Annotated in this window: 19 protein-coding genes; 4 read left to right on the forward strand and 15 right to left on the reverse strand. The window is 69.2% G+C overall.

The window, feature by feature from the left end; all coding sequences use genetic code 11:
• Nucleotides 1-35: 35 nt before the first annotated feature.
• From Strain318_RS13660 to Strain318_RS13680, 5 genes are all read right to left on the reverse strand, one after another.
• On the reverse strand, nucleotides 36-932 hold the full coding sequence (locus Strain318_RS13660; RefSeq protein ID WP_367886252.1) for a sirohydrochlorin chelatase: 897 nt from the start codon (nucleotides 930-932) through the stop codon (nucleotides 36-38).
• Nucleotides 932-3,055, reverse strand: a complete 2,124-nt coding sequence (locus tag Strain318_RS13665; RefSeq protein WP_367886253.1) for a TonB-dependent receptor — start codon at nucleotides 3,053-3,055, stop codon at nucleotides 932-934. The genes Strain318_RS13660 and Strain318_RS13665 overlap by 1 nt, the downstream gene beginning before the upstream one ends.
• Nucleotides 3,055-4,080, reverse strand: coding sequence for an HmuY family protein (locus Strain318_RS13670; RefSeq protein ID WP_367886254.1), 1,026 nt, complete (start codon nucleotides 4,078-4,080; stop codon nucleotides 3,055-3,057). Before Strain318_RS13670 ends, Strain318_RS13665 begins: the two co-directional genes overlap by 1 nt.
• A gap of 180 nt (nucleotides 4,081-4,260) precedes the next feature.
• Nucleotides 4,261-5,502, reverse strand: a complete 1,242-nt coding sequence (locus Strain318_RS13675; RefSeq protein ID WP_367886255.1) for a homospermidine biosynthesis protein — start codon at nucleotides 5,500-5,502, stop codon at nucleotides 4,261-4,263.
• Nucleotides 5,489-6,454: an LOG family protein gene (locus tag Strain318_RS13680; RefSeq protein ID WP_367886256.1), complete on the reverse strand. Its 966-nt coding sequence runs from the start codon at nucleotides 6,452-6,454 to the stop codon at nucleotides 5,489-5,491. The genes Strain318_RS13675 and Strain318_RS13680 overlap by 14 nt, the downstream gene beginning before the upstream one ends.
• A gap of 51 nt (nucleotides 6,455-6,505) precedes the next feature.
• Here Strain318_RS13680 and Strain318_RS13685 point away from each other — a divergent pair, with 51 nt between their 5' ends.
• Complete coding sequence (locus tag Strain318_RS13685; protein WP_367886257.1) at nucleotides 6,506-7,909, forward strand: alkaline phosphatase family protein; 1,404 nt, start codon at nucleotides 6,506-6,508, stop codon at nucleotides 7,907-7,909.
• Between the two features lie 18 nt (nucleotides 7,910-7,927).
• On the opposite strand, the gene Strain318_RS13690 is transcribed toward Strain318_RS13685, so the two are convergent.
• The gene (locus Strain318_RS13690; RefSeq protein ID WP_367886258.1) at nucleotides 7,928-9,250 is read right to left on the reverse strand and encodes a lysophospholipid acyltransferase family protein; all 1,323 of its coding nucleotides are present in this window, start codon (nucleotides 9,248-9,250) and stop codon (nucleotides 7,928-7,930) included.
• A 97-nt stretch (nucleotides 9,251-9,347) separates the two neighbouring features.
• On the opposite strand from Strain318_RS13690, the gene Strain318_RS13695 reads away from it, so the two are divergent.
• Both Strain318_RS13695 and queG read left to right on the forward strand, forming a co-directional pair.
• On the forward strand, nucleotides 9,348-9,590 hold the full coding sequence (locus tag Strain318_RS13695) for a hypothetical protein (protein ID WP_367886259.1): 243 nt from the start codon (nucleotides 9,348-9,350) through the stop codon (nucleotides 9,588-9,590).
• A gap of 51 nt (nucleotides 9,591-9,641) precedes the next feature.
• On the forward strand, nucleotides 9,642-10,577 hold the full coding sequence (gene queG, locus Strain318_RS13700; RefSeq protein ID WP_367886260.1) for a tRNA epoxyqueuosine(34) reductase QueG: 936 nt from the start codon (nucleotides 9,642-9,644) through the stop codon (nucleotides 10,575-10,577).
• A gap of 11 nt (nucleotides 10,578-10,588) precedes the next feature.
• Here the strand turns inward: queG and Strain318_RS13705 are convergent, their stop codons facing one another.
• The 7 genes from Strain318_RS13705 to Strain318_RS13735 all read right to left on the reverse strand — a co-directional run bounded on the left by Strain318_RS13705 (nucleotide 10,589) and on the right by Strain318_RS13735 (nucleotide 16,365).
• On the reverse strand, nucleotides 10,589-11,344 hold the full coding sequence (locus Strain318_RS13705; protein ID WP_367886261.1) for an SDR family NAD(P)-dependent oxidoreductase: 756 nt from the start codon (nucleotides 11,342-11,344) through the stop codon (nucleotides 10,589-10,591).
• Nucleotides 11,345-11,401: 57 nt separating this feature from the next.
• Nucleotides 11,402-12,340: a VOC family protein gene (locus Strain318_RS13710; protein WP_367886262.1), complete on the reverse strand. Its 939-nt coding sequence runs from the start codon at nucleotides 12,338-12,340 to the stop codon at nucleotides 11,402-11,404.
• 66 nt (nucleotides 12,341-12,406) lie between these two features.
• Nucleotides 12,407-13,042 (reverse strand): NADPH-dependent F420 reductase, encoded by a 636-nt coding sequence (locus tag Strain318_RS13715; protein ID WP_367886263.1) that lies wholly within the window; start codon nucleotides 13,040-13,042, stop codon nucleotides 12,407-12,409.
• A gap of 2 nt (nucleotides 13,043-13,044) precedes the next feature.
• Nucleotides 13,045-13,464, reverse strand: a complete 420-nt coding sequence (locus tag Strain318_RS13720) for a DoxX family protein (protein ID WP_367886264.1) — start codon at nucleotides 13,462-13,464, stop codon at nucleotides 13,045-13,047.
• 65 nt (nucleotides 13,465-13,529) lie between these two features.
• Nucleotides 13,530-13,991, reverse strand: coding sequence for a MarR family winged helix-turn-helix transcriptional regulator (locus Strain318_RS13725; RefSeq protein ID WP_367886265.1), 462 nt, complete (start codon nucleotides 13,989-13,991; stop codon nucleotides 13,530-13,532).
• A 45-nt stretch (nucleotides 13,992-14,036) separates the two neighbouring features.
• Entirely contained in the window at nucleotides 14,037-14,882 is an 846-nt protein-coding gene (locus Strain318_RS13730) for an SDR family NAD(P)-dependent oxidoreductase (protein ID WP_367887926.1), read from the reverse strand.
• A gap of 4 nt (nucleotides 14,883-14,886) precedes the next feature.
• Nucleotides 14,887-16,365 carry a flavin-containing monooxygenase gene (locus tag Strain318_RS13735; RefSeq protein WP_437436307.1) on the reverse strand — a complete coding sequence of 493 codons (1,479 nt, stop codon included), beginning with the start codon at nucleotides 16,363-16,365 and terminating at the stop codon, nucleotides 14,887-14,889.
• Between the two features lie 3 nt (nucleotides 16,366-16,368).
• Between Strain318_RS13735 and Strain318_RS13740 the strand changes: the two genes are divergently transcribed.
• On the forward strand, nucleotides 16,369-17,097 hold the full coding sequence (locus Strain318_RS13740; protein ID WP_367886267.1) for a DsbA family oxidoreductase: 729 nt from the start codon (nucleotides 16,369-16,371) through the stop codon (nucleotides 17,095-17,097).
• On the opposite strand, the gene Strain318_RS13745 is transcribed toward Strain318_RS13740, so the two are convergent.
• Both Strain318_RS13745 and Strain318_RS13750 read right to left on the reverse strand, forming a co-directional pair.
• Nucleotides 17,075-17,650 (reverse strand): NADPH-dependent FMN reductase, encoded by a 576-nt coding sequence (locus Strain318_RS13745; RefSeq protein WP_367886268.1) that lies wholly within the window; start codon nucleotides 17,648-17,650, stop codon nucleotides 17,075-17,077. The genes Strain318_RS13740 and Strain318_RS13745 overlap by 23 nt on opposite strands.
• A 28-nt stretch (nucleotides 17,651-17,678) precedes the next feature.
• Nucleotides 17,679-18,257: a hypothetical protein gene (locus Strain318_RS13750; RefSeq protein WP_367886269.1), complete on the reverse strand. Its 579-nt coding sequence runs from the start codon at nucleotides 18,255-18,257 to the stop codon at nucleotides 17,679-17,681.
• Nucleotides 18,258-18,262 lie beyond the last annotated feature (5 nt).

Raw genomic sequence — 18,262 nt, forward strand, 5'->3', positions numbered from 1 at the left:
GCAATCTATCCGACCGCGACGACATTCCAATCGCGTCAGCGTGACGTCACCGCCGTCGTCGTCGCTTCGCGCACGCGGCGCTCGACCCAGCGTGCCATTGCGCTGTGTGGCAGCAGCGGCTCGCCCGCATAGACGGACGGCGTGCCGGCGATGTCGCGCGGCAGCTTGTCGCGGCTGACCAAGCCCTTCGACACCAACACCGGCACGACAATCGCATCGCGGCCCGTGATCAAGCGCTGCATCTCGATCAACTCGCGTGTCCGCGTCACGCCCTCGGCCCGCACGGCAACCGGCGCGTCGTCGCGCACGAGCTCCAACCGCACATCGCGGAAGCCGGTCCACGCCTTCACGCTATCGGCCACTGGACGCAGGTTGCCCATCCATGCCGCGTAGTCCTCGGCGGAGTTCGGGCCGTGACCCACGATCATCAGTCCTCGGTTCGCCGGCACATCGCCCTGCCCCTGCACCAAGGCCAGCGCGCGGTCCGCCAGCACGCGCGCCATCTCGTGCGCGTTGTCCAGCGCCGGCGTCAGCACCAACGGCGTGCGCGACGCCGTGCGCTCGATGCCCGCCATGTGCAAATGGTGCTCCATCGTTTCGTCGAGCCGCACGTCCTGGCCCGCGAGGTAGCGAATCTGCTCGTAGTGCCCGCTGTGGCTCGAGACGAGCATCGGAACGATCACGATGCGCGACACGCCCTTCGCGTCGAGCTTCGCCACCGCATCCTGGAAGCGCGTCGTCGCGGCACCAGGCCCCATGAGGAAGCTCACTTCCACGGGACCGCCGGTCTGCGCCTGCGCCGCGATGGCGCGCACGCCGGCATTCCAGGTCGAGTCGCCGCCGTGGGCGATGACGATCGTGCCCGTCGTCGCGGGTGATTGCGCGCCGAGGGAGAGCGCGGTGAGGGCGAGGAGGGAGAGCGTGCGCAGCATCAACGGAGTCCGGGTAGGGTGTAGGTGAGGGTCGTGTACACATGCCGACCGGTGAATCCCGCCCATTCGCGGGGGCGGCGGTCGAAGAGGTTGTCGGCGCCGAGCGCGAACTCGAGGCCGCTCACGGGCAGCGTCCGTGCGACGCGGAGGTCCACACGGGTGAAGGCGTCGCGCCAGCTTCCGACGGCGCCGGTGGAGTCGTCGCGCTGCATCGGCGTGCGGCCGGTGTGGACGAGCGTGACGCTGCTGCGCAGCGCAAGCGGCAGCACGGCTTGCACGCCAATGCGCGCTGAGCGCGACGGCCGGCCGAGCAACTCCAGCCCGCTGCGCTCGTCCCGCGTCTGCAGCAGCGAAGCGCCCAGCTCGCCGCGCAGCCGTCCGCTGGCCACGAGGTTCGCGCCGGTCTCGAACTCCGCGCCGCGCGTCCATCCGCGGTCGCGGTTCTGGTACTCGTACACCGGCGCCTCGTTGGGCGCCGAGACGATCTGCGTCTCGATGAAGTCGGCGAAGGTGTTCTGGAACAGCTGGCCGCGCACGTAGCCGCCGGCCGTCGCCCACTCGATGCCGAGCATGGCGTTGCGTGAATGCTCCGGCTGCAGCAGCGGATTGCCCTGCACAGCATAGCCGGCGTTGGTGTTCTGGAAGAACAGGAACAGCTCCTTGAAGTCCGGTGCGCGGAATCCGTCCCCGTACGAGGCGCGCAGCGTGACGCGCGGCGCCACCTGTGCGCGGGCCGCGACGCGCGGCGTGACGTGTGTACCCCACACGTCGCTGTGCGTCATGCGGACGCCCGGGAGCAACGTGAAGCCGCGCAGCGGCGAGAACTCCAACTGCGCGAACGGCTCGAGCGAGGTATGCGAACGCCGGCCGCCCGGCACGCGCGCCGTCTCGATGGCGTCCGTGCGCAGTTGCACACCCGCGTCCAGCGAGACGCCGCGGCGGAACGCGCCGTTATACAGCAGCTCGCCCAGCAGGATCTGCTGGCGCTGCCGATCGCCGGGATCGCCCGCGACCGGCGCCGTGAAGGCGCTGGTGTACGCGGTGTGATCCCAGTCGGAGACCGCGAGCTTGGGACTGATGCGGTGCGCGCCGCGCGTCCAGCTGCCGCCCACGCGTGCGTTGAGCTGCACGTTGTCGCTGATGCCGTAGAAGGTGCCCGTGCGCCAGCGCTGACGTTCGTCGAGCGCAAGCACCGCGAGCTCGGCTTGCCGCGCGCTGTCCGGCCGCCACTGCATCGTCGCCGCCACGTCGAGTCGGGCCGCCAATGCCCCTTCGTTGCGCGCGATACCCGGCGCCGATTCCTGCGTGCGCCGCGCCACGTCGAGCGACGTCGCGAAGTCGCCGGCGACGAGCTGCACGCGCCCCGCTGCATCCATGCGGCCCTGCGCGCCCATCGTGCCGCTCGCGCTGACACCCACGCGGCGGCCGTCGTCGCTGGGCCGGCGCGTGATGATGTTGATCACGCCGCCCATCGCCTCGCTGCCGTACAGCGTGGACTGCGCGCCCTTCACTACTTCGACGCGCTCCACCATCCCGACGGGGATCCGCGCCAGGTCGAAGTTGCCGGACAGGCGCCCCGCCAACGGCTGCCCGTCGAGCAGGATGAGCACGCGCTCGCTGCCGATGCCCTGCAGCATCGCGCCGCTGCCGGCGGGATGGCCGCCCTGCATCTCGATGCCGAGTTGCTCGGTGAGGACGGCGGCGAGATCGGACGCTCCGCTGCGCTCGAGCTCGCGCCGGCTCACGACTTCGACGGTCGCGACGGCGTCCGCCAGCTTCTGTTCGCGACGCGCGGCACTCACCACCACCTGGTCCAGCGCCAATGCGGCGGGCACCAGCGCGACATCGTGGGTGCCGGTGCTGGGCACCCGCGACTGCGCGACGAATCCCATCGCGCGCACGCGCAGCTCTCGCGCATTCGCCGGGCGCCGCGTCGCGACCCATCGCCCGTCGGCATCCGTGCGCACGCGCAGCGTGTCATCGCCGATCAGCAGGACCTCGGCGCCCGCCACGGCGCGCCCGTCAGCGCGCGAGGTCACGCGCCCGCGCGGCAGGTCCTGCGCCGCGAGCGTCGGCGCGGCGACGCAGGACGCCGCCAACAGCACCACCAGCCGTCGACGCATCAGTCCAGCTTGGCCCAGCGGAACGTGATGTGCCGCGCAGCTCCCGTCGCGCTGTAGTAGCCCGTCACCTGCAGCTTGTAGGTATCGCTGCCGCGGCGCAGGAAGTACACGTCGAAGGTGGGCGAGATGCGGTGATCGCCGAGAATGTTGTAGCGGTAGTAGCGCTGGCTACCGAAGACGCCGGCGTAGGTGTCGATGCGATAGGCGCTGGCGTTCGTGACGGCCGTCGTGAGGTCGGCAAACGCGGTGGCGGTGGTCGCCGCACCGGCCTTTCCGCTGCCGCTGATGCCGCCGTTCACGCGGATCGTGAAGCCCTGCACGTGCAGGTCCCACGCTGCGTCATCCGTCGTGATGGTGCCGGTGTTCAAGTCGACACGCGCGCCGCCGGTGGCGCCGGCGTTGATGACGATCTGCTGCGGCGCCGGCAAGGCCGACCCGCTCGTCGTCTGCAGCCGGTACTCCAGCGTGACCGAACCCGCGTGCGTGGCCGTCGGCGTCGCGATCGCCTTCACGCGCAGCGCAGCGAACGACGTGGAATCGCTGAGCCGCAGCAACCAAGTCTTCGTCGTGTCGGCGGTCGCAGCGGCGCCGCTGCCCGCGTGCCACCCGACAATCGCCGGCGTCAGCGCATCGCTCACGAAGCTCAGCCCCGGAGGCACGGCTGTGACCGTATCGAAGTCTGCAAACTCGCTCTCCGCCGTCATGGCCAGCACTTGGTCGTTGGTGGCGGACGCGTTCTGGCAGAGGCAGGCCGCCGTCACTCCACCCGGACCGGCGTCGCCGCCGTTGAGCGTCACGTTGGTCCCCAAGAACGCGATGTCCCAGGCTGTGCTCGCATTCGGGCTCGGCGTCGGCGTCACGAGCGCCGAGTCGGCGAGGCTCACGAACTGCCAGGCGCTGGTCGCGATGACCGTGATCGAGCCCTCGTCCTGCAGGCGGCTGGGGGAAACGACGTTGTCGGTGGTGCAGGCGGTGAGCGCGGCAACACCGGCGATTGCTGCCAGGCGAGATATGTTGCGTGTCATCGTGTTGTGACTTAGATGAGAATTGTTCTCAAATGCTTGTACGAGCGAAGTAGTCTATCGCCGCAATTCCGACTAAGTCAATAGGGATTCTATCACGAGACGATGACAGACCCACGAAGCACAGCGCGGCGGTGAGCCCCGAGCTCACCGCCGCGCCTCGCCCTGCCTGTTCGAACGCGACTACTTGTTCGCCGCCTCGAACTCCCGACGCAGCCGCGCCATCAACTCGTCGCGACGGTCATACAGCCGCTTCAGCTTGCGCGGCTTCTTCTTGCCCAGCGCGTACGACGTCAACACCGGCAACGCGATCGTCGAATCCAGGTAGCACACCACCGCATCCGGCAACTTGTCCGGATCGATCTTGCCCCAGCTCACCGCTTCGGCCGGCGTCGCGCCGCTCAGGCCACCGGTGTCCGGCCGCGCGTCCGTCACCTGCAGGAAGTAATCATGTCCGCGCTCGTCGATGCCGAGCACTTCCTGGATCTGCGGTTCCGTCTGCAGCGCGAAGTTCTTCGGGCTGCCGCCGCCCATGATGCAGATCGCGCTCTCGCCGTTGCGCTTCGCATGCAGCACGATCGACGCCGTCTCGTTCACGTCCCTGTTCGGATCGATCACGCAAGTGCCGCCTTCCAGCGCCAAGGCCGCCACGTTCATGCCGATGCTCGAGTCGCCCGGGCTCGACGTGTAGATCGGCACCCCGCAGCGGTACGCCGCCGCGAGCAGCGACTTCTGCGGGATACCCAAGGCCTTCTCGCGCTCGACGAGATACTTGCCGCAGAGATGGTGGAACTCCGCGCTCGACATCGTGCGCTGGAACTCCGGCGCACGGATCACCTTGCGGAAGAACGCGTCCGTCGAGAGCAGCACGTCGTAGTCGAAGAACACGTCGTAGATGCGCACCACGCCTTCCTCGCGCAGCACGGTGTCTGACGTCTGCGGATCGCCGCGGTGCATCGAGAGGCCGAGGCCGAAGTGCGTGTCGTGGTAGAGGTTCGCACCCGTGGAGATGATCCAGTCCACGAAGCCCGCCTCGATGAGCGGGATGATGCTGCTCATGCCCAGTCCGGCCGGCGTCAGCGCGCCCGTGAGCGTGAGGCCCACGGTGCACTTCGGGGTCAGCATCTTCTCCGTGAAGAGCTGGCAGGCTTCGCGCAGGCGCCCGGAGTTGTAGCTCTGGAAGCACTGCTCCACGAGCTGCACCACCGTCTCCGTGCCGTCGATCTTGCGCGGATCGATCTTGCGGCCGCGCAGGAACGGGCTCGCCGCCTTCGTGATCACCTTCTTGGCGCCCTTCGCCTCGCGCTGCTCGGCCGCCTTCTTCTGCGAGCTCTTGTTGCCCGCCGCACTCGCGCGCTGCGCCTTGCCGTCTCCATGACGCGACGCCTTGAACCCACCGCGCGCGCGATCCTCACCCTTCGCCATTGGCTTCCCTTGCCCGCTTGCGGGCCGTCTTGAGCTGCAGTTGATACGCCTCTTCCACCACCCGCGCCGCCTCCGCGGGATCGTCCGTCACCACCATCAGGTCCATGTCGCCCGGCGAGATCTTCCGCTCCGCCAACACGCGCGACCGGATCCAACGCACCAAGCCCGCCCAGTAGTGCGTGCCGAACAGCACCACCGGGAATTGCGAGATCTTCCCGGTCTGGATCAGCGTCAGCGCCTCGAACATCTCGTCGAAGGTGCCGAAACCACCCGGGAAGATGATGAACGCACTCGAATACTTGATGAACATCGTCTTGCGCACCGCGAAGTACCGGAAGCTCACCAGGGTATCGACGTACGGATTCGCCCCCTGCTCGAACGGCAACTCGATGTTGCAGCCGAAGCTCGGCGCGCCCGCGAGCTTCGCGCCCTTGTTCGCCGCTTCCATGATGCCCGGGCCCGCACCGGTAAGGATGCTGAAGCCTTGCGTCCCGAGGATCCGCGCCACCTCGACGGCCGCGAGATACTGCGGATCGTCGGGATGCGTGCGCGCCGAGCCGAAGATGCTGACGCCCTTCTCGATGCCGGCGAGCTTGTCGAAGCCTTCGACGAACTCCGCCTGGATGCGCATGACGCGCCACGGATCCGTCGTGCGGAAGTCGCTCTTGGGGCCGCCGTACTGGAGGAGCTTCGCGTCCTCGGTCAGTGCCCAGGAGAAGTCGCCGATCGAATCGTCGGTCGCCGCGCGCGGCAGCACCTCGTCCTTCATGACCGGAAACTGCCCACTCGCCCGCATGCCTTCGTCCATGCGGTCCTTGAGGCCTTGGAGACTCTCGCGCGCCGCGGCGTCCAGGCGCGCGGGGTCGGCCTTCTTGCCCGACGCGGTGCGCGCCGGCTTGGGCTTCGTCGCCTTGGCCGGCGACGTGGACTTGGGAGTTTTCTTGGCTGCCATCGTCCGTGAAGTTTACGTTCCCGCACCCGCTCCTGCGACTGCCGCGCTCCCGTGACCCTCGTCATCCTCGTCGCCGACGGCGCCCGTCCCGACACGCTGTTCGGCGCCATCGACGCCGGCGAGCTCCCCGCGCTCGCTGGCCTGCGCGCGCGCGGCACGGCGCTGACGCTCACGAGCGTCTTTCCCTCGGTCACGGGCAGCGCGTACACGCCCTTCCTCATGGGCCTGCACCCCGGCCGCGCCGGCCTGCCCGGCCTCCGCTGGTACGACCGCGAACGACGCCACACGCTGTGGCCCGCGCATGCCCGCAGCTACGTCGGGCTCGGCGGCATGCGCGCCGACAAGGACCTCACGCGCGAGCACCGCACGCTCTTCGAGCACGAACCGCGCGCGATCGGCGGCTTCACGTACGTCGGGCGCGGCCTCTCCACGCGGCAGCGCATCGGTACGGGGTGGGCCTTCGGCGCGCGCATGGCGTGGACGCACTTCCGCGGCGACCTCGACGGCTGGATGCGCTTCGATCGCTGGCTCGGCGAGGAGTTCGTGCGGCGCATCGTCGCGCAGCGCCCGCGCGTGGCGTTCCTTGCGCATCCGGGCATCGACAAGATGTCCCATCGCTTCGGGCACGGGCATCCACGCGTGCTCGAGGCCATGCGCACGGTGGACCACACGGTGCGGACGCTCGAAGCGGCGTTCGCGCGCGAGGGCCGCGCCGGGGAACTGGAGATCTGGATCGTCAGCGATCACGGGCACGCGCCGGTGCCGCAGCACGAAGACCTCGCGGGCACGATTGCGTCATGGGGACACGCCGTGCGCGCGCATCCCTGGGTCATCGGCGGCGACGACGTCGCCGTCATGGTCAGCGGCAATGCGATGGCGCATCTCTATCTCGAGCTGGGGCGTCGACGGCGCGCCGTCTGGCCCGCGCTTCGCGATCGCTGGCAGCCCTTCCTTGAGCGATTGCTCGACTTACCAGCCGTTGACCTCGCGCTGCTGCCTATGGGCGACGCACGCGTCCGCGTTCACTCACGCGCACGCGGCAGCGCCGACCTGTTCACCGCCGGCGATGGGACGTTCTCTTACCGCCGCGACAGCGGTGATCCGCTCGGACTGGGACAAGACCTGCTCGGGCTCGACGAGACCGCAGCCTGGGAACGCACACGCGAGAGCGAGTACCCCGATGCGATCGTGCAGGCCTGCGCCATCGCCGCGGCCCCGCGCGCCGGCGACATCATCCTCTCCGCGGCTCCCGGCTGGGACTTCCGCTCGCGCTACGAGCCCGTGCTGCACACGTCAGGGCACGGCGCGATGCAGCGCGATCATCTGCTCGTCCCGTTCATCAGTTCGCGACCGATGGCAGGCGCGCTGCGGCGCACCGTGGACCTCTTCCCTACCGCGCTCACGACGCTGGGACTCCCGGTGCCGCGAGGGCTCGACGGCAAGTCCGCGCGCTGACCGCGCGCGCGACCCGGGTCAGGACGCCGACGGGACGGTGCGGGCGAGCAACTGCTGCAAGCGCTGCGCGAGGTCGCGCTGCCGCTCGCGCATCGGGGCGAGCCGCCGCGCGTTGAAGCGCCGCAGGAAGTAGCGCCGCACCGCCGTCCACATGGCCTGCCGACGCTCGCCCACCGCCAGCGCCGCGAAGGCCCAGACCGGCTGCAGCATGGCGCTGAGCAGCCCAGCCATCCAGCCATACGCGAGTCCGATGGCGAGCGACGTCAGCGCAATCCACAGGGGGAAGGCGACGCCACCGACGAGGACGCGATGCGTCACCACCGTGTCGTCACCTTCGAGGCGCGCCGTGTAGGCGGCCGCGGCGACGGTGATGCGCTTCGGGATCCAGAAGAACACGCCGCCCAGCAGCGAGATCGGCAGCAGCGGCAGCAGCGGCAGCCGGCCCAACGCCCAGCGCAGCGCCGCGGACAACGGAACGTCGCTGCGCAGCGTCTCCGGCGTGAGCCCGAGCCGATGCAGCGCACGCCCGTGCGCCTTGAGGGCCAGCGCGACGTCCCGCCAATCGTTCGCACCGCCGTCACGCAGCGCCTGCAGCGCTTCGGTAGTGATGCGCAGCCGCTCGACCTCCGCTGCCGGCGAGGCGTCCGCCCCGAACTCCGCACGCCACACCGCCTCGGCCGTGCGGACCACGGGCTCGTCCTCCCAGCGCTCGAGGTTCACCGACACCGCGCGCATCGCCTGCTCGATTCGCTCCGTGAGTTCGCGCACCGCCGATCGGTTCGTGGCTTCGGACACGAGATCGTGCCAACGGAACGACTCGCCGACGATCACATGCGCTTCGGAGCGGAAGGTGTCGCGATCGCGGAACACGAGACCCATGGCCACGATCGGGAAGTCCGTGCCCCGCTGCTGCGCCGCGCCAAGGGCGATGCGCGCCGCACCCGTCTTCAGCGGCGCCAAGCGAGACATCGAGTGCGAGATGCCCTCGGGAAAGATTCCGACCACGTCGCCCTTCGCGAGCACCGCGTGCACGTCGCGGAAGGAATCGAGGTTCTGCGACATCTTGCCCGGGTCGTCCTGCTGCCGGTACACCGGCACCGACCCCACGCCCTTGATGAGCCAGCCGATAAGCGGATGCGAGAACAGCGGCGACTTCGCCATGAATCGCACCTTCCGCCCGGCCATCGCCGCCACCAGCGCCGGATCCACCAGCGAGTTGTTGTGGTTCGCCACGATCAGCACCGGCCCGTCGGACGGCAGGCGCGCACCCGCCACCGTCACGCGATAGTACGAGCGGACGGCGAGCTCGGAAATGAGCGGCATCGCGCGGTAGAGCCACATGGCGCGGGAAGATACGGGGAATCTCGCGGGAGCGGCACTCGAGCCTGGTGCGGGGCCGCAGCCCGCCCAGTCGCAGGGTCCGGCCTATATTCAAGGCGTGCTCGGCCTCGTTCTCGCCCTCATCCCGCGCGCCCTGGTGAGCCCGCGCACCGCCCGGGCCTTGCTCGTCGTTGCCTGGCGCTTCCGCCGCAATCGCTGGTACCTGCGATTTCCGTTCCTGCCGCTGCCGGCCCGCGATTATGTGCGCTGGCGGATGTACACGGCCTACGGTGACTACGACGCGATTCCGCCCGTCGAGGATGTGATCCGCTATGCGCGCTGGGCCGCGCGCTTCCCGTGAGCGCGTGACGGCCCTGCGCCGCGCGTCCCGGCGCGCCGGTGATCGCGCGTTATGACGGCCTTCGAACAGCGCCTCAAGGCGCAGGCCCTCGGACTCGGCTTCGATCTCGCCGGCATCGCCCGGCTGGGACCCGTCACGACGCACGCGGCCTTCGCCGACTGGCTCGCGCAGGGATACCACGGCGAGATGGACTACCTGCAACGCGGCGCCGAGCTGCGCGCCGACACCACCCGCCCCGAACCCGGGATGCACAGCGCCGTGGTCGTCGCGCTCGACTACGGCGGCAAGCAACCCGACGGGCCTGTCGCGCGCTACGCCCGCGGTGACGACTACCATCGTCTGATGTGGGACCGCCTCGATGCACTGCTCGCGTGGGTCAAGCGCGAACGCGGTGATGACGTGCGCGGCCGCAGCTACGTCGACACCGGACCGATCCTCGAACGCGAGCTCGCGCGCCAAGCCGGGCTTGGCTGGACCGGCAAGAACACCATGCTCATCAACCCGGAGCTCGGGTCGTTCTTCTTCATTGGCGCGCTCTTCCTTGACGCGGAGCTTGAGCCCGATGCGCCCTTCGAGGACGACCACTGCGGCACCTGCACGCGCTGCCTCGAGGCCTGCCCCACGCAGGCTTTCGTCGCCCCACGCGTGATGGACGCGCGCCGCTGCATCTCCTACCTCACGATCGAATCACGCAGCGCGATTCCCGAGGAGTTCCACGCCGCCCTCGGCGAGCACGTCTACGGCTGCGACATCTGCCAAGACGTCTGCCCGTGGAACGTGAAGTTCGCCCGCGCACTGCGCGAGCCGTCGTTTGCGGCCCGACCGGCGCTCGACGGGCGCAGCGCCAGCGAGCTCGCGACCTGGCTGCTTTCCCTCGACGACGCGACGTATCGCGATGCCTTCCGCGGCTCGGCGATGAAGCGCGCCAAGCTCAGCGGCTTGCAGCGGAACGCGGCGATCGTCTCGGCATCTCCGCGTCACGCCTGACGGACGCGCCCTCAGACCGTCGTGTATCCACCGTCCACGAGATAGTACCCGCCCGTCATGAACGAGGCCTCGTCGGACAGCAGGAACGCCACCAGCGCGGCGACTTCGTCCGACTTGCCGAGCCGGCCCAGGGGGTGCTTGGCGACCAGCGCCGTCCGGACGTTCTCGGGAAGCCCGCCGAGCAGCGGTGTCTCGATGTAGCCGGGCCCCACGCTGTTGATGCGCAGGCCCTGCGCCCCGTACTCGGCCGCCGCGTTGCGCGTGAGGCCGACCACGGCATGCTTCGACGCGGTGTAGGCGCTGTTGCCGAGAGCCGCCACGGAGCCATGGATCGACGCCATGTTCACGATCGCGCTCTGCGACGCGCCCGCCTTCAGCATGGCCGGAATCTGGTAGCGCATGCCGTACAGCACGCCGTTGAGATTGATGTCGATCACGCGCTGCCAGTCGGCAAGGTCCACGTCGCCGGTCGGCGCCGAGCGGCCTCCGATGCCGGCGTTGTTGACCGCGAAGTGCAGCGCGCCGAACGCGGCGACCGCCTGCGCCACCGCGCGCTCGTGGTCCCCGGCCTTGGCCGTGTCCTGCTGCAGGGCCAGCGCCGTGCCGCCGGCGGCGGCGATCTCTTTCGCGACGCGCTCGGCCGCTTCGAGCTTGATGTCGGTCAGCACGACCTTTGCGCCGAGCGCAGCGAGCCGCTTGCCGATCGCCTCCCCGATCCCTGAGCCGCCGCCCGTGATGAGGGCGACCTTGTCTTTGATGCCACGCATAGTGCCTCCGTCTGTTGTCCTGCGGTTTTCCGTCGGGCGATGAGGCGCCTTCGCAGACTACTGTGCCGCGAGTCGCAGCTGTTGTCCCCACGGATCCTTCGTGATGCCATCTCCCGTCGACATGCGCATCACGGGGTAGCCCGCGCCTTCCAGGCTGGCGACCACAGCGGCGACGTCGTGCGTGGTCGGCACTTCGATCGTCCATTCCATCAGGCGCGCGTCGTCGTCGGTGGCCGGACGCGCATGCGGCCCCGCCCAGAGGTTCGTGCCGAGGTGATGGTGGTAGCCGCCAGCGCCGAGGAACAGCGCGCCCGGATACCGCCACGTCATGCGGTCAAAGCCCAGGGCCTCGGAGTAGAACGCGCGCGTGCGCTCGAGATCGCCGACATGCAGATGTACGTGTCCCATGACCGTGCCGGCCGGCATGCCCGTCCACGGTTGCCCGCCCGCCGCCGCGACCAAGGCGCGGGCATCGACAGGATCGGTCGCGAGCATCAGTTCGCGCCCGATGCGCCGCCACGTGTCGCGCGGGCGATCGGCGTACACTTCGATCCCCAAGCCATCCGGATCGGTGAGGTAGAACGCCTCACTGACCAGGTGATCGCCGGCACCGGCGCGCACGTTCATCTCCGCCAGATGCTGCACGAAGCGACCGAGCGCCGGACGGTCCGGCAAGAGGAGTGCAAAGTGATACAGCCCAAGCATGCCGCCGCGTGCCGGACGGATCCCCGGCTTCTCCTCGAGCGTCACGAGCACGCGCGCATCGCCCACGGCACCCAGCGCCGCCGTCGTCGCATCCCGCGCGACGACCTGCATGCCAAGCACTTCCTCATAGAAGGCGAGCGATCGCGGCAGGTTGGCGACCTGGAGCGTCACTCGGCCAAGGCGCGTCGCGTCCGGCAGGCGATATCCGCTCGGACGTTCGCCGTACGAGCCCGGCACTGCGGGTTCGGGCGTGGTGCGCGCGCCGAAGATGTCGTCTCTCGTGACTGCCATGGTCTGATCCTCTTGCGGTGGTGGAGCGAACGTACGGGTTGCCCGCCGTCGCGGCGAGCGCGCGCCTCAGGCGGCGGGGCGCACGAGGCGCCACGCCGTCCCGAAGCCGGTGTTGAGCCGGAACTGCAGGGTGATGCCGAGCAGGGCCATCGCCTCGAGTTCGCGGGCGCGATCCAGCGCGCCCACGTCGATCGGTGTCAGGCCACCGCTGGTCACGAACTCCGCGACCGTCGCCTTCGCCGCCTCGTCATCGCCGGCGATGAGCACGTCGAGCGTTTGGCCGGCCACCTGACCGGCGACCAGCGTGCCGGCGAAGGTCGTGTTGAACGCCTTCACCACCTTGGTGCCCCTCGGCAGCAGCGCACGAATCGTTTCGGCCGCCGACGTACCCGGCGCGGTCACGAGGCCGCTGTAGGTGTCGTTGAGCGGGTTCGAGATGTCGATCACGATCTTGCCGTCCAGGAGGGCGGCGTGCGCCTTCGCCAACGCGACGTTGCCTTCGAACGGCGTCGCGAGAATCACGAGGTCGCTTGCCGAGACCGCGTCGCGAAGCTCGCCGGCGACGGCGACGCCGAGCTCCTTGGCGAGCGCCTGCGCCTTCGCGCCGTCTTCGTCATGCAGGGTGACGCTGTGCTTGCCCGCAATGGCCCGGGTCGCGATGCCGCGCCCCATGTTGCCGGTGCCGATGATGAGAACACGCATGGTTAGTTCCTCCGCGCCGCGATCGCGGCATCGAGTGAGAAGCGACCCGCGCCGGCCAGCGCGATCGTCGTGGCACCAGCCATCAGCGCCAAGGGGAATTCGACGCCGTTCGGCGCCCAGAAGCCCGCGCCGATGTGGACCATGCCGATGGCGCCGAGCATGATCACGGCGAGACCGAGTCCGGCGAGCCGCGTCATCAGGCCAACCACCAGCGCCAGGCCAGCGAGCAGTTCCACCACGCCCGTCAACGGACCGGTGATGCCGGGCATCGGGATCCCCATGCCGCCGAAGGCACCGGTGACGCCGTCGATGCCATAGACGAAGAGCTTCTGCGCGCCGTGGGCGGCGAAGATGCCGCCGATGGCGACGCGCAGGGCCGCGAGAGCGGCATCGTGGCGAGAGTCAGTGCTGCTGCGGGTCATGGGATAAGCTCCTTGTTGGTGTGATGATACTTGGTGTTATAACACGTATTGCGACAAAGAAGTTCCTAGTTGCGCGCGAGGGCGAGCAGGTCGATCAGGGTCTTCAGTTGCTTGGCATCGAGGTGCCCGAGCTGCTGCTCATGCACCTTCGCCATCGGCGCATCGAGTTCGTTCACGAGCTTCCGACCCTTGGGCGTCAGCGTCGTGTTGACCTGCCGCCGGTCCTCCGTGCTGCGCACGCGGTGAATCAACCCCGCGTCCTCCATCCGATCCAGCAACCGCGTCACGTCCGGCATCCGCGTCACCAGGCGATCGCGGATCTCGTTGCGACACAGCCCGGTCGAGTCCGCACCGCGCAGCACGCGCAACACGTTGTACTGCGTGAGCGTCAGGTCGTACGGCTCCAACAGCCGCTCGATGCCCTCCCGCAGCACCGTCTCCGTGCGCGCCACGCTGAGGAATGCCTCCTGCGCGAGGCTCGCGAAGGGCTTCTGCTGGCGCAGCTCGTGGCGGAGGTCAGGCGACACGGAAGCATAATACGTGTTATAACACCAAGTGTCAAGGCCTCCCAGTTAACCCTGCGGGCCCGACCCCCCGCCTGCCGCCAAGTCCTCCCGCACCCAGCTCCGCAGCACGCGCCAATACCGCACCGGCACGAGCCGCGTGAGGATCGACAGCGCCACGGCGTCCCAACCCACCAGCACGCGCAACTTCCGCGCCTCGACGCCACGCACGATGATCTCCCCCGCCTTCGCCGGGGGCATCCGCAGCCGCTTGTTCGAGAACGCCAGCTTCCGCTGCCGCTCCGCTTCGTCCACCCCGTCGGGCACCCGCGCATCGTTGGCGATGTTCGTCGCCACTCCTCCCGGATGCACGACCGTCACGCCGATGTGCGTGTCCTCGAGCTCCCAGCGCAGCGCCTCGCTGAATCCGCGCACCGCGAACTTGCTCGCCGAGTACGCCACGTTCCCCGCCGGTGCGACCATGCCGAACACGCTCGACACATTCACGATCTGCGCCGCATCGCAGGACCGCAGCGCGGGCAGGAAGGCGCGCGTCATCCACACCGTCCCCCAGAAGTTCACGTCCATCACCCACGCGACGTCATCATCGGTGACTTGCTCATACGTCCCGCCCAAACCGACGCCGGCAACGTTGAACAACAGGTCCACGCCGACGTGGTGCGCCAGCACCTGATCGGGGAACGCCTGCACCTGCGCCCGGTCCGACACATCGAGACGATGCGCGCTCACGCGCAGCCCCTCGCGCGCCACCAACTGCGCCGTCTCGGCCAAACGTTCGGCGTGCAGGTCCGCGAGCGCGAGATGGCATCCGCGCGCCGCCAACGCGACGGCCGTCGCACGCCCGATGCCGCTGCCCGCCCCGGTGACCACCGCCGTGCGACCGGCGAGGCGCATGCGCTCAGGCACGCGGGCGTTCCCCGCGGCGGAACTGCATCACCCGATGGTTCACCTTGCCATGTCGCAGCAGGAACAGGTCGCGGATGTAGTTCTGATACAGCCGCCACGGCGCCGCGGGCCCCTGCTTCGGCAGGAACGGCAGCGCGCGTTGCACGTAGCCCGACGTGAAGTCGAGCACCGGCTCGCCCTCGATCCCCGGTTCCCGCTGCGGCGTCGCCTGCACGTAGCCCTTCGCATCCATATAGTTGAGCAGCCGGCACACATGCTCGCTCGTGAGGTCGCACTTGAGCGTCCAGCTCGCATTCGTGTAGCCGAAGGCTGACGCGAGATTCGGCACGCCGCTGTACATCATGCCGCGGTACGCCATCGTGTCCGCGAGGTTGACACGCTGGCCATCCACCTCCAGCGACATTCCGCCAAGCAGCTGGACCACGAGGCCGGTCGCCGTGACGACGATGTCCGCCTCGAGATGCCGCCCGGACGTGAGGACGATGCCCGTCGCATCGAAGCGCTCGATCTGGTCCGTCACGATGTCCGCCCGCCCCTCGCGCAGCACCCGGAACAGGTCGCCATCCGGCACGATGCAGAAACGTTCGTCCCAGGGGTTGTACTTGGGATTGAAATGCGTGTCGACGTCGAATGCCGGCCCGAGCTCGGCGCGGTTGCCCTTCTGGATCAGCCGACGGAAGAATCCCGGCCATGCGCGCGCCACGTTGAAGAACAGCATCTGCCGCAGGATGTTCTTCCAGCGCGCCGCCGCGTACGCGGCATCCTCCGACATCACCTCGCGGAACACGTTCGCGATGCCGTCCGCGGCAGGCAGCGAGGCCACGTAGGTCGGCGAGCGCTGCAGCATCGTCACCGACGCCGCCGCCCCTGGCCCCTCGGCCATCGCCGGCACCAGCGTCACGGCCGTCGCGCCGCTGCCGATGACGACGACGCGCTTGCCGGAGTAATCGAGATCCTCCGGCCAGAACTGCGGATGCACGAAGCGCCCGCGGAACTCGCCCGTCCCTGCCCACTCCGGCAGGTAGCCCTTCGCGTAGTCGTAGTAGCCCGTGCACGTGTACAGGAAGTGCGCGCGGAGTGTGCGGCGCTCGCGCGCGGCGCCGACCTCCATCGTCACGGTCCAGCACGCGTCGGCACTCGACCACGACGCCGCAACGACGCGGTGTCCGTAGCGGATCTTCCGATCGATGCCGTAGGCGCGCGCCGTGTCCTCGATGTACGCCTTGATGGACGGTCCATCGGTAATCGCCTTGCCGCCGGTCCACGGCCGGAAGCGGTACCCCAGCGTGAACATGTCGGAGTCCGAACGCACCCCCGGGTACCGGAACAAGTCCCAGGTGCCGCCCATCGCCTCGCGCGCCTCGACGATCGCATAGCTGCGACCGGGGCACAGCGTCTGCAGGTGGTAGGCCGCGCCGACGCCGGAGAGTCCGGCGCCGATGACGAGCACGTCGACGTGTTCGGGAGTCACGCCGTGGAGCATATCGCCGCGCTCGCGTATTCGTCAGGGATGACGACCCGCGACCCCATGCTCATCGAAGTCTGGTCCGACATCGCCTGCCCCTTCTGCTACATCGGCAAGCGGAGGCTGCAGGGCGCACTGGCGCGCTTTCCGCACCGCGACGAGATCCGCGTGGAATGGCGCAGCTTCCAGCTCCAGCCGCAACTCGTCACCGATGCCTCGCGGCGCCTCAACGAGTTCCTCGCCACGAGCAAGGGCCTGTCACTGGCGCAGGTGGAGCAGATGCAGGCCCACGTGCGCGCGATGGGCGAGAGCGAGGGCATCGCGTTCGCGATGGACCGCGTCGTCGTCGCCAACACCTTCACCGCGCATCGGCTCCTCCAGTGGGCGCAGTCGCTCGGCCGCGGCGACGCCATGAAGGACCGACTGCTGCGCGCCTACTTCACCGAGGGCGCCAACGTCGACGATCACGCGTCGCTGCAGGCGCTCGCCGTGGACGTCGGACTCGACGCCGCGGCCGCCGCCGCCCTGCTCGCCAGCGATGCCTTCGCCGACGAGGTGCGCCGCGACATCGCCGAGGCGCGGCAGCAGCGCATCAGCGGCGTGCCGTTCTTCGTGTTCGACCAGGCCTACGCGGTCAGTGGCGCGCAGCCACCGGAGCTCTTCGACCAGGCGCTGGCGCAGGCCCACGCGGAGTGGCGCGCCGCGAACGCGTTGGCTACGCCGTCCGCAGCGTCCTGAGCGCGCGTTCCCAGCGCGCGAGTTCGGCCAGCATCCCGTTCGACGCCTTCACCTGCACGTCCCCAGGCTCGAAGAGGCCGGTCTCCTTGTTCACGAGCTGACCGACCAGCGGGATCGACACGGCGCCCGGCAGCGGCATCATGTTGTTCGCCGTGCACATGATGCGCAGCGCGTTGGCGGAGCGGAGACCGGCCGAGACACCGCCGTAGCTGAGCAGGCCGACCGGCTTGTACGCCCATTCCTTCACGAGGAACTGCAGGGCGTTGATCAGCGAGGCCGGCGGACCGAAGTCGTACTCCGGCGTGACGAACACGAACGCATCGGCGCGCGAGACCGTCGCGCTCCAGCGCTTCGTGTGCTCATGCTCATATTCACCGAGCCGCGGATGCTTCGGTTCGTCGAGGAACGGGAGATTCACGTCCTTCAGGTCCACGCGCTCGATCGCGAACGCGCCGTGCGCCTCGGCGATCGGAATGAACCAGTCGGCAACCTTCGCACCGACGCGCGACGGACGGGTGGAGGCGATCAGGACCTGCAGCAGTGGCTTTGACATGTTCGGGACAAACCACCGCGCCGCACGCCTAGTTCCGCTGCGCCCACCAATCCACGAGGATGCGCTCGGCTACATAACCGCCGAACGCGATGCCCAAACGGGTACCGACGAAGGCCCACGACTCCCCGTTGTCGTGCCGCTCGGGTCGCCACAGCAGCGACGCACCGGTGCCGACGAGAATGCTCGTCACGAGGGGCGTGTTCACGCGCCGCCGCCCCTCGCGGTCGAAGGCCGTGAAGGTCGCGGTGAATGCGCAGCCGACGAGGCCATCGCGCGGGCAGAGCACCGCGTCCTGCCGGTAGTCGAGCGCACGCCCCAGCGCGCGGAAGCTCGTCGTCTGCACGAGATAGAAGCCGGATTGGTCCGCGACGCGATAGCCGAAGCCCTGCCACGTGCGGTCCCAGGCCTTGGGCGTCTTGATGAGCTGCGCGCCGGCCGCACCCGCGAGAATCAGGCTGCCGGTGAGTGCGGCCTTGGTGGCTGGGGAGGCATCGGCCCCCGTGACCGACATCTGCACGACCGGCTGGGCACGCAGCGCGGGCGCCGCCGCGAGGGCGACGCCCGCGGACGCGAGCAGCGAGCGGAGGAAGCGTGGCGGAACGCGCACCGCGG

The sequence above is a fragment of the Pseudogemmatithrix spongiicola genome, from assembly GCF_030623445.1.
Taxonomy (GTDB): domain Bacteria; phylum Gemmatimonadota; class Gemmatimonadetes; order Gemmatimonadales; family Gemmatimonadaceae; genus Pseudogemmatithrix; species Pseudogemmatithrix spongiicola.

What these genes read in the sequence shown, in the direction of transcription:
- Strain318_RS13730 (WP_367887926.1), bottom strand. Translation starts at nt 14,882, where the DNA reads ATGCGCCTCGCCGGTCGCACGGCGGTGGTCACCGGGGCGGGCAGCGGC.
- Strain318_RS13660 (WP_367886252.1), bottom strand. Translation starts at nt 932, where the DNA reads ATGCTGCGCACGCTCTCCCTCCTCGCCCTCACCGCGCTCTCCCTCGGC.
- Strain318_RS13720 (WP_367886264.1), bottom strand. Translation starts at nt 13,464, where the DNA reads ATGACCCGCAGCAGCACTGACTCTCGCCACGATGCCGCTCTCGCGGCC.
- Strain318_RS13680 (WP_367886256.1), bottom strand. Translation starts at nt 6,454, where the DNA reads ATGGCAGCCAAGAAAACTCCCAAGTCCACGTCGCCGGCCAAGGCGACG.
- Strain318_RS13705 (WP_367886261.1), bottom strand. Translation starts at nt 11,344, where the DNA reads ATGCGTGGCATCAAAGACAAGGTCGCCCTCATCACGGGCGGCGGCTCA.
- Strain318_RS13710 (WP_367886262.1), bottom strand. Translation starts at nt 12,340, where the DNA reads ATGGCAGTCACGAGAGACGACATCTTCGGCGCGCGCACCACGCCCGAA.
- Strain318_RS13675 (WP_367886255.1), bottom strand. Translation starts at nt 5,502, where the DNA reads ATGGCGAAGGGTGAGGATCGCGCGCGCGGTGGGTTCAAGGCGTCGCGT.
- queG (WP_367886260.1), top strand. Translation starts at nt 9,642, where the DNA reads ATGACGGCCTTCGAACAGCGCCTCAAGGCGCAGGCCCTCGGACTCGGC.
- Strain318_RS13670 (WP_367886254.1), bottom strand. Translation starts at nt 4,080, where the DNA reads ATGACACGCAACATATCTCGCCTGGCAGCAATCGCCGGTGTTGCCGCG.
- Strain318_RS13715 (WP_367886263.1), bottom strand. Translation starts at nt 13,042, where the DNA reads ATGCGTGTTCTCATCATCGGCACCGGCAACATGGGGCGCGGCATCGCG.
- Strain318_RS13690 (WP_367886258.1), bottom strand. Translation starts at nt 9,250, where the DNA reads ATGTGGCTCTACCGCGCGATGCCGCTCATTTCCGAGCTCGCCGTCCGC.
- Strain318_RS13745 (WP_367886268.1), bottom strand. Translation starts at nt 17,650, where the DNA reads ATGTCAAAGCCACTGCTGCAGGTCCTGATCGCCTCCACCCGTCCGTCG.
- Strain318_RS13665 (WP_367886253.1), bottom strand. Translation starts at nt 3,055, where the DNA reads ATGCGTCGACGGCTGGTGGTGCTGTTGGCGGCGTCCTGCGTCGCCGCG.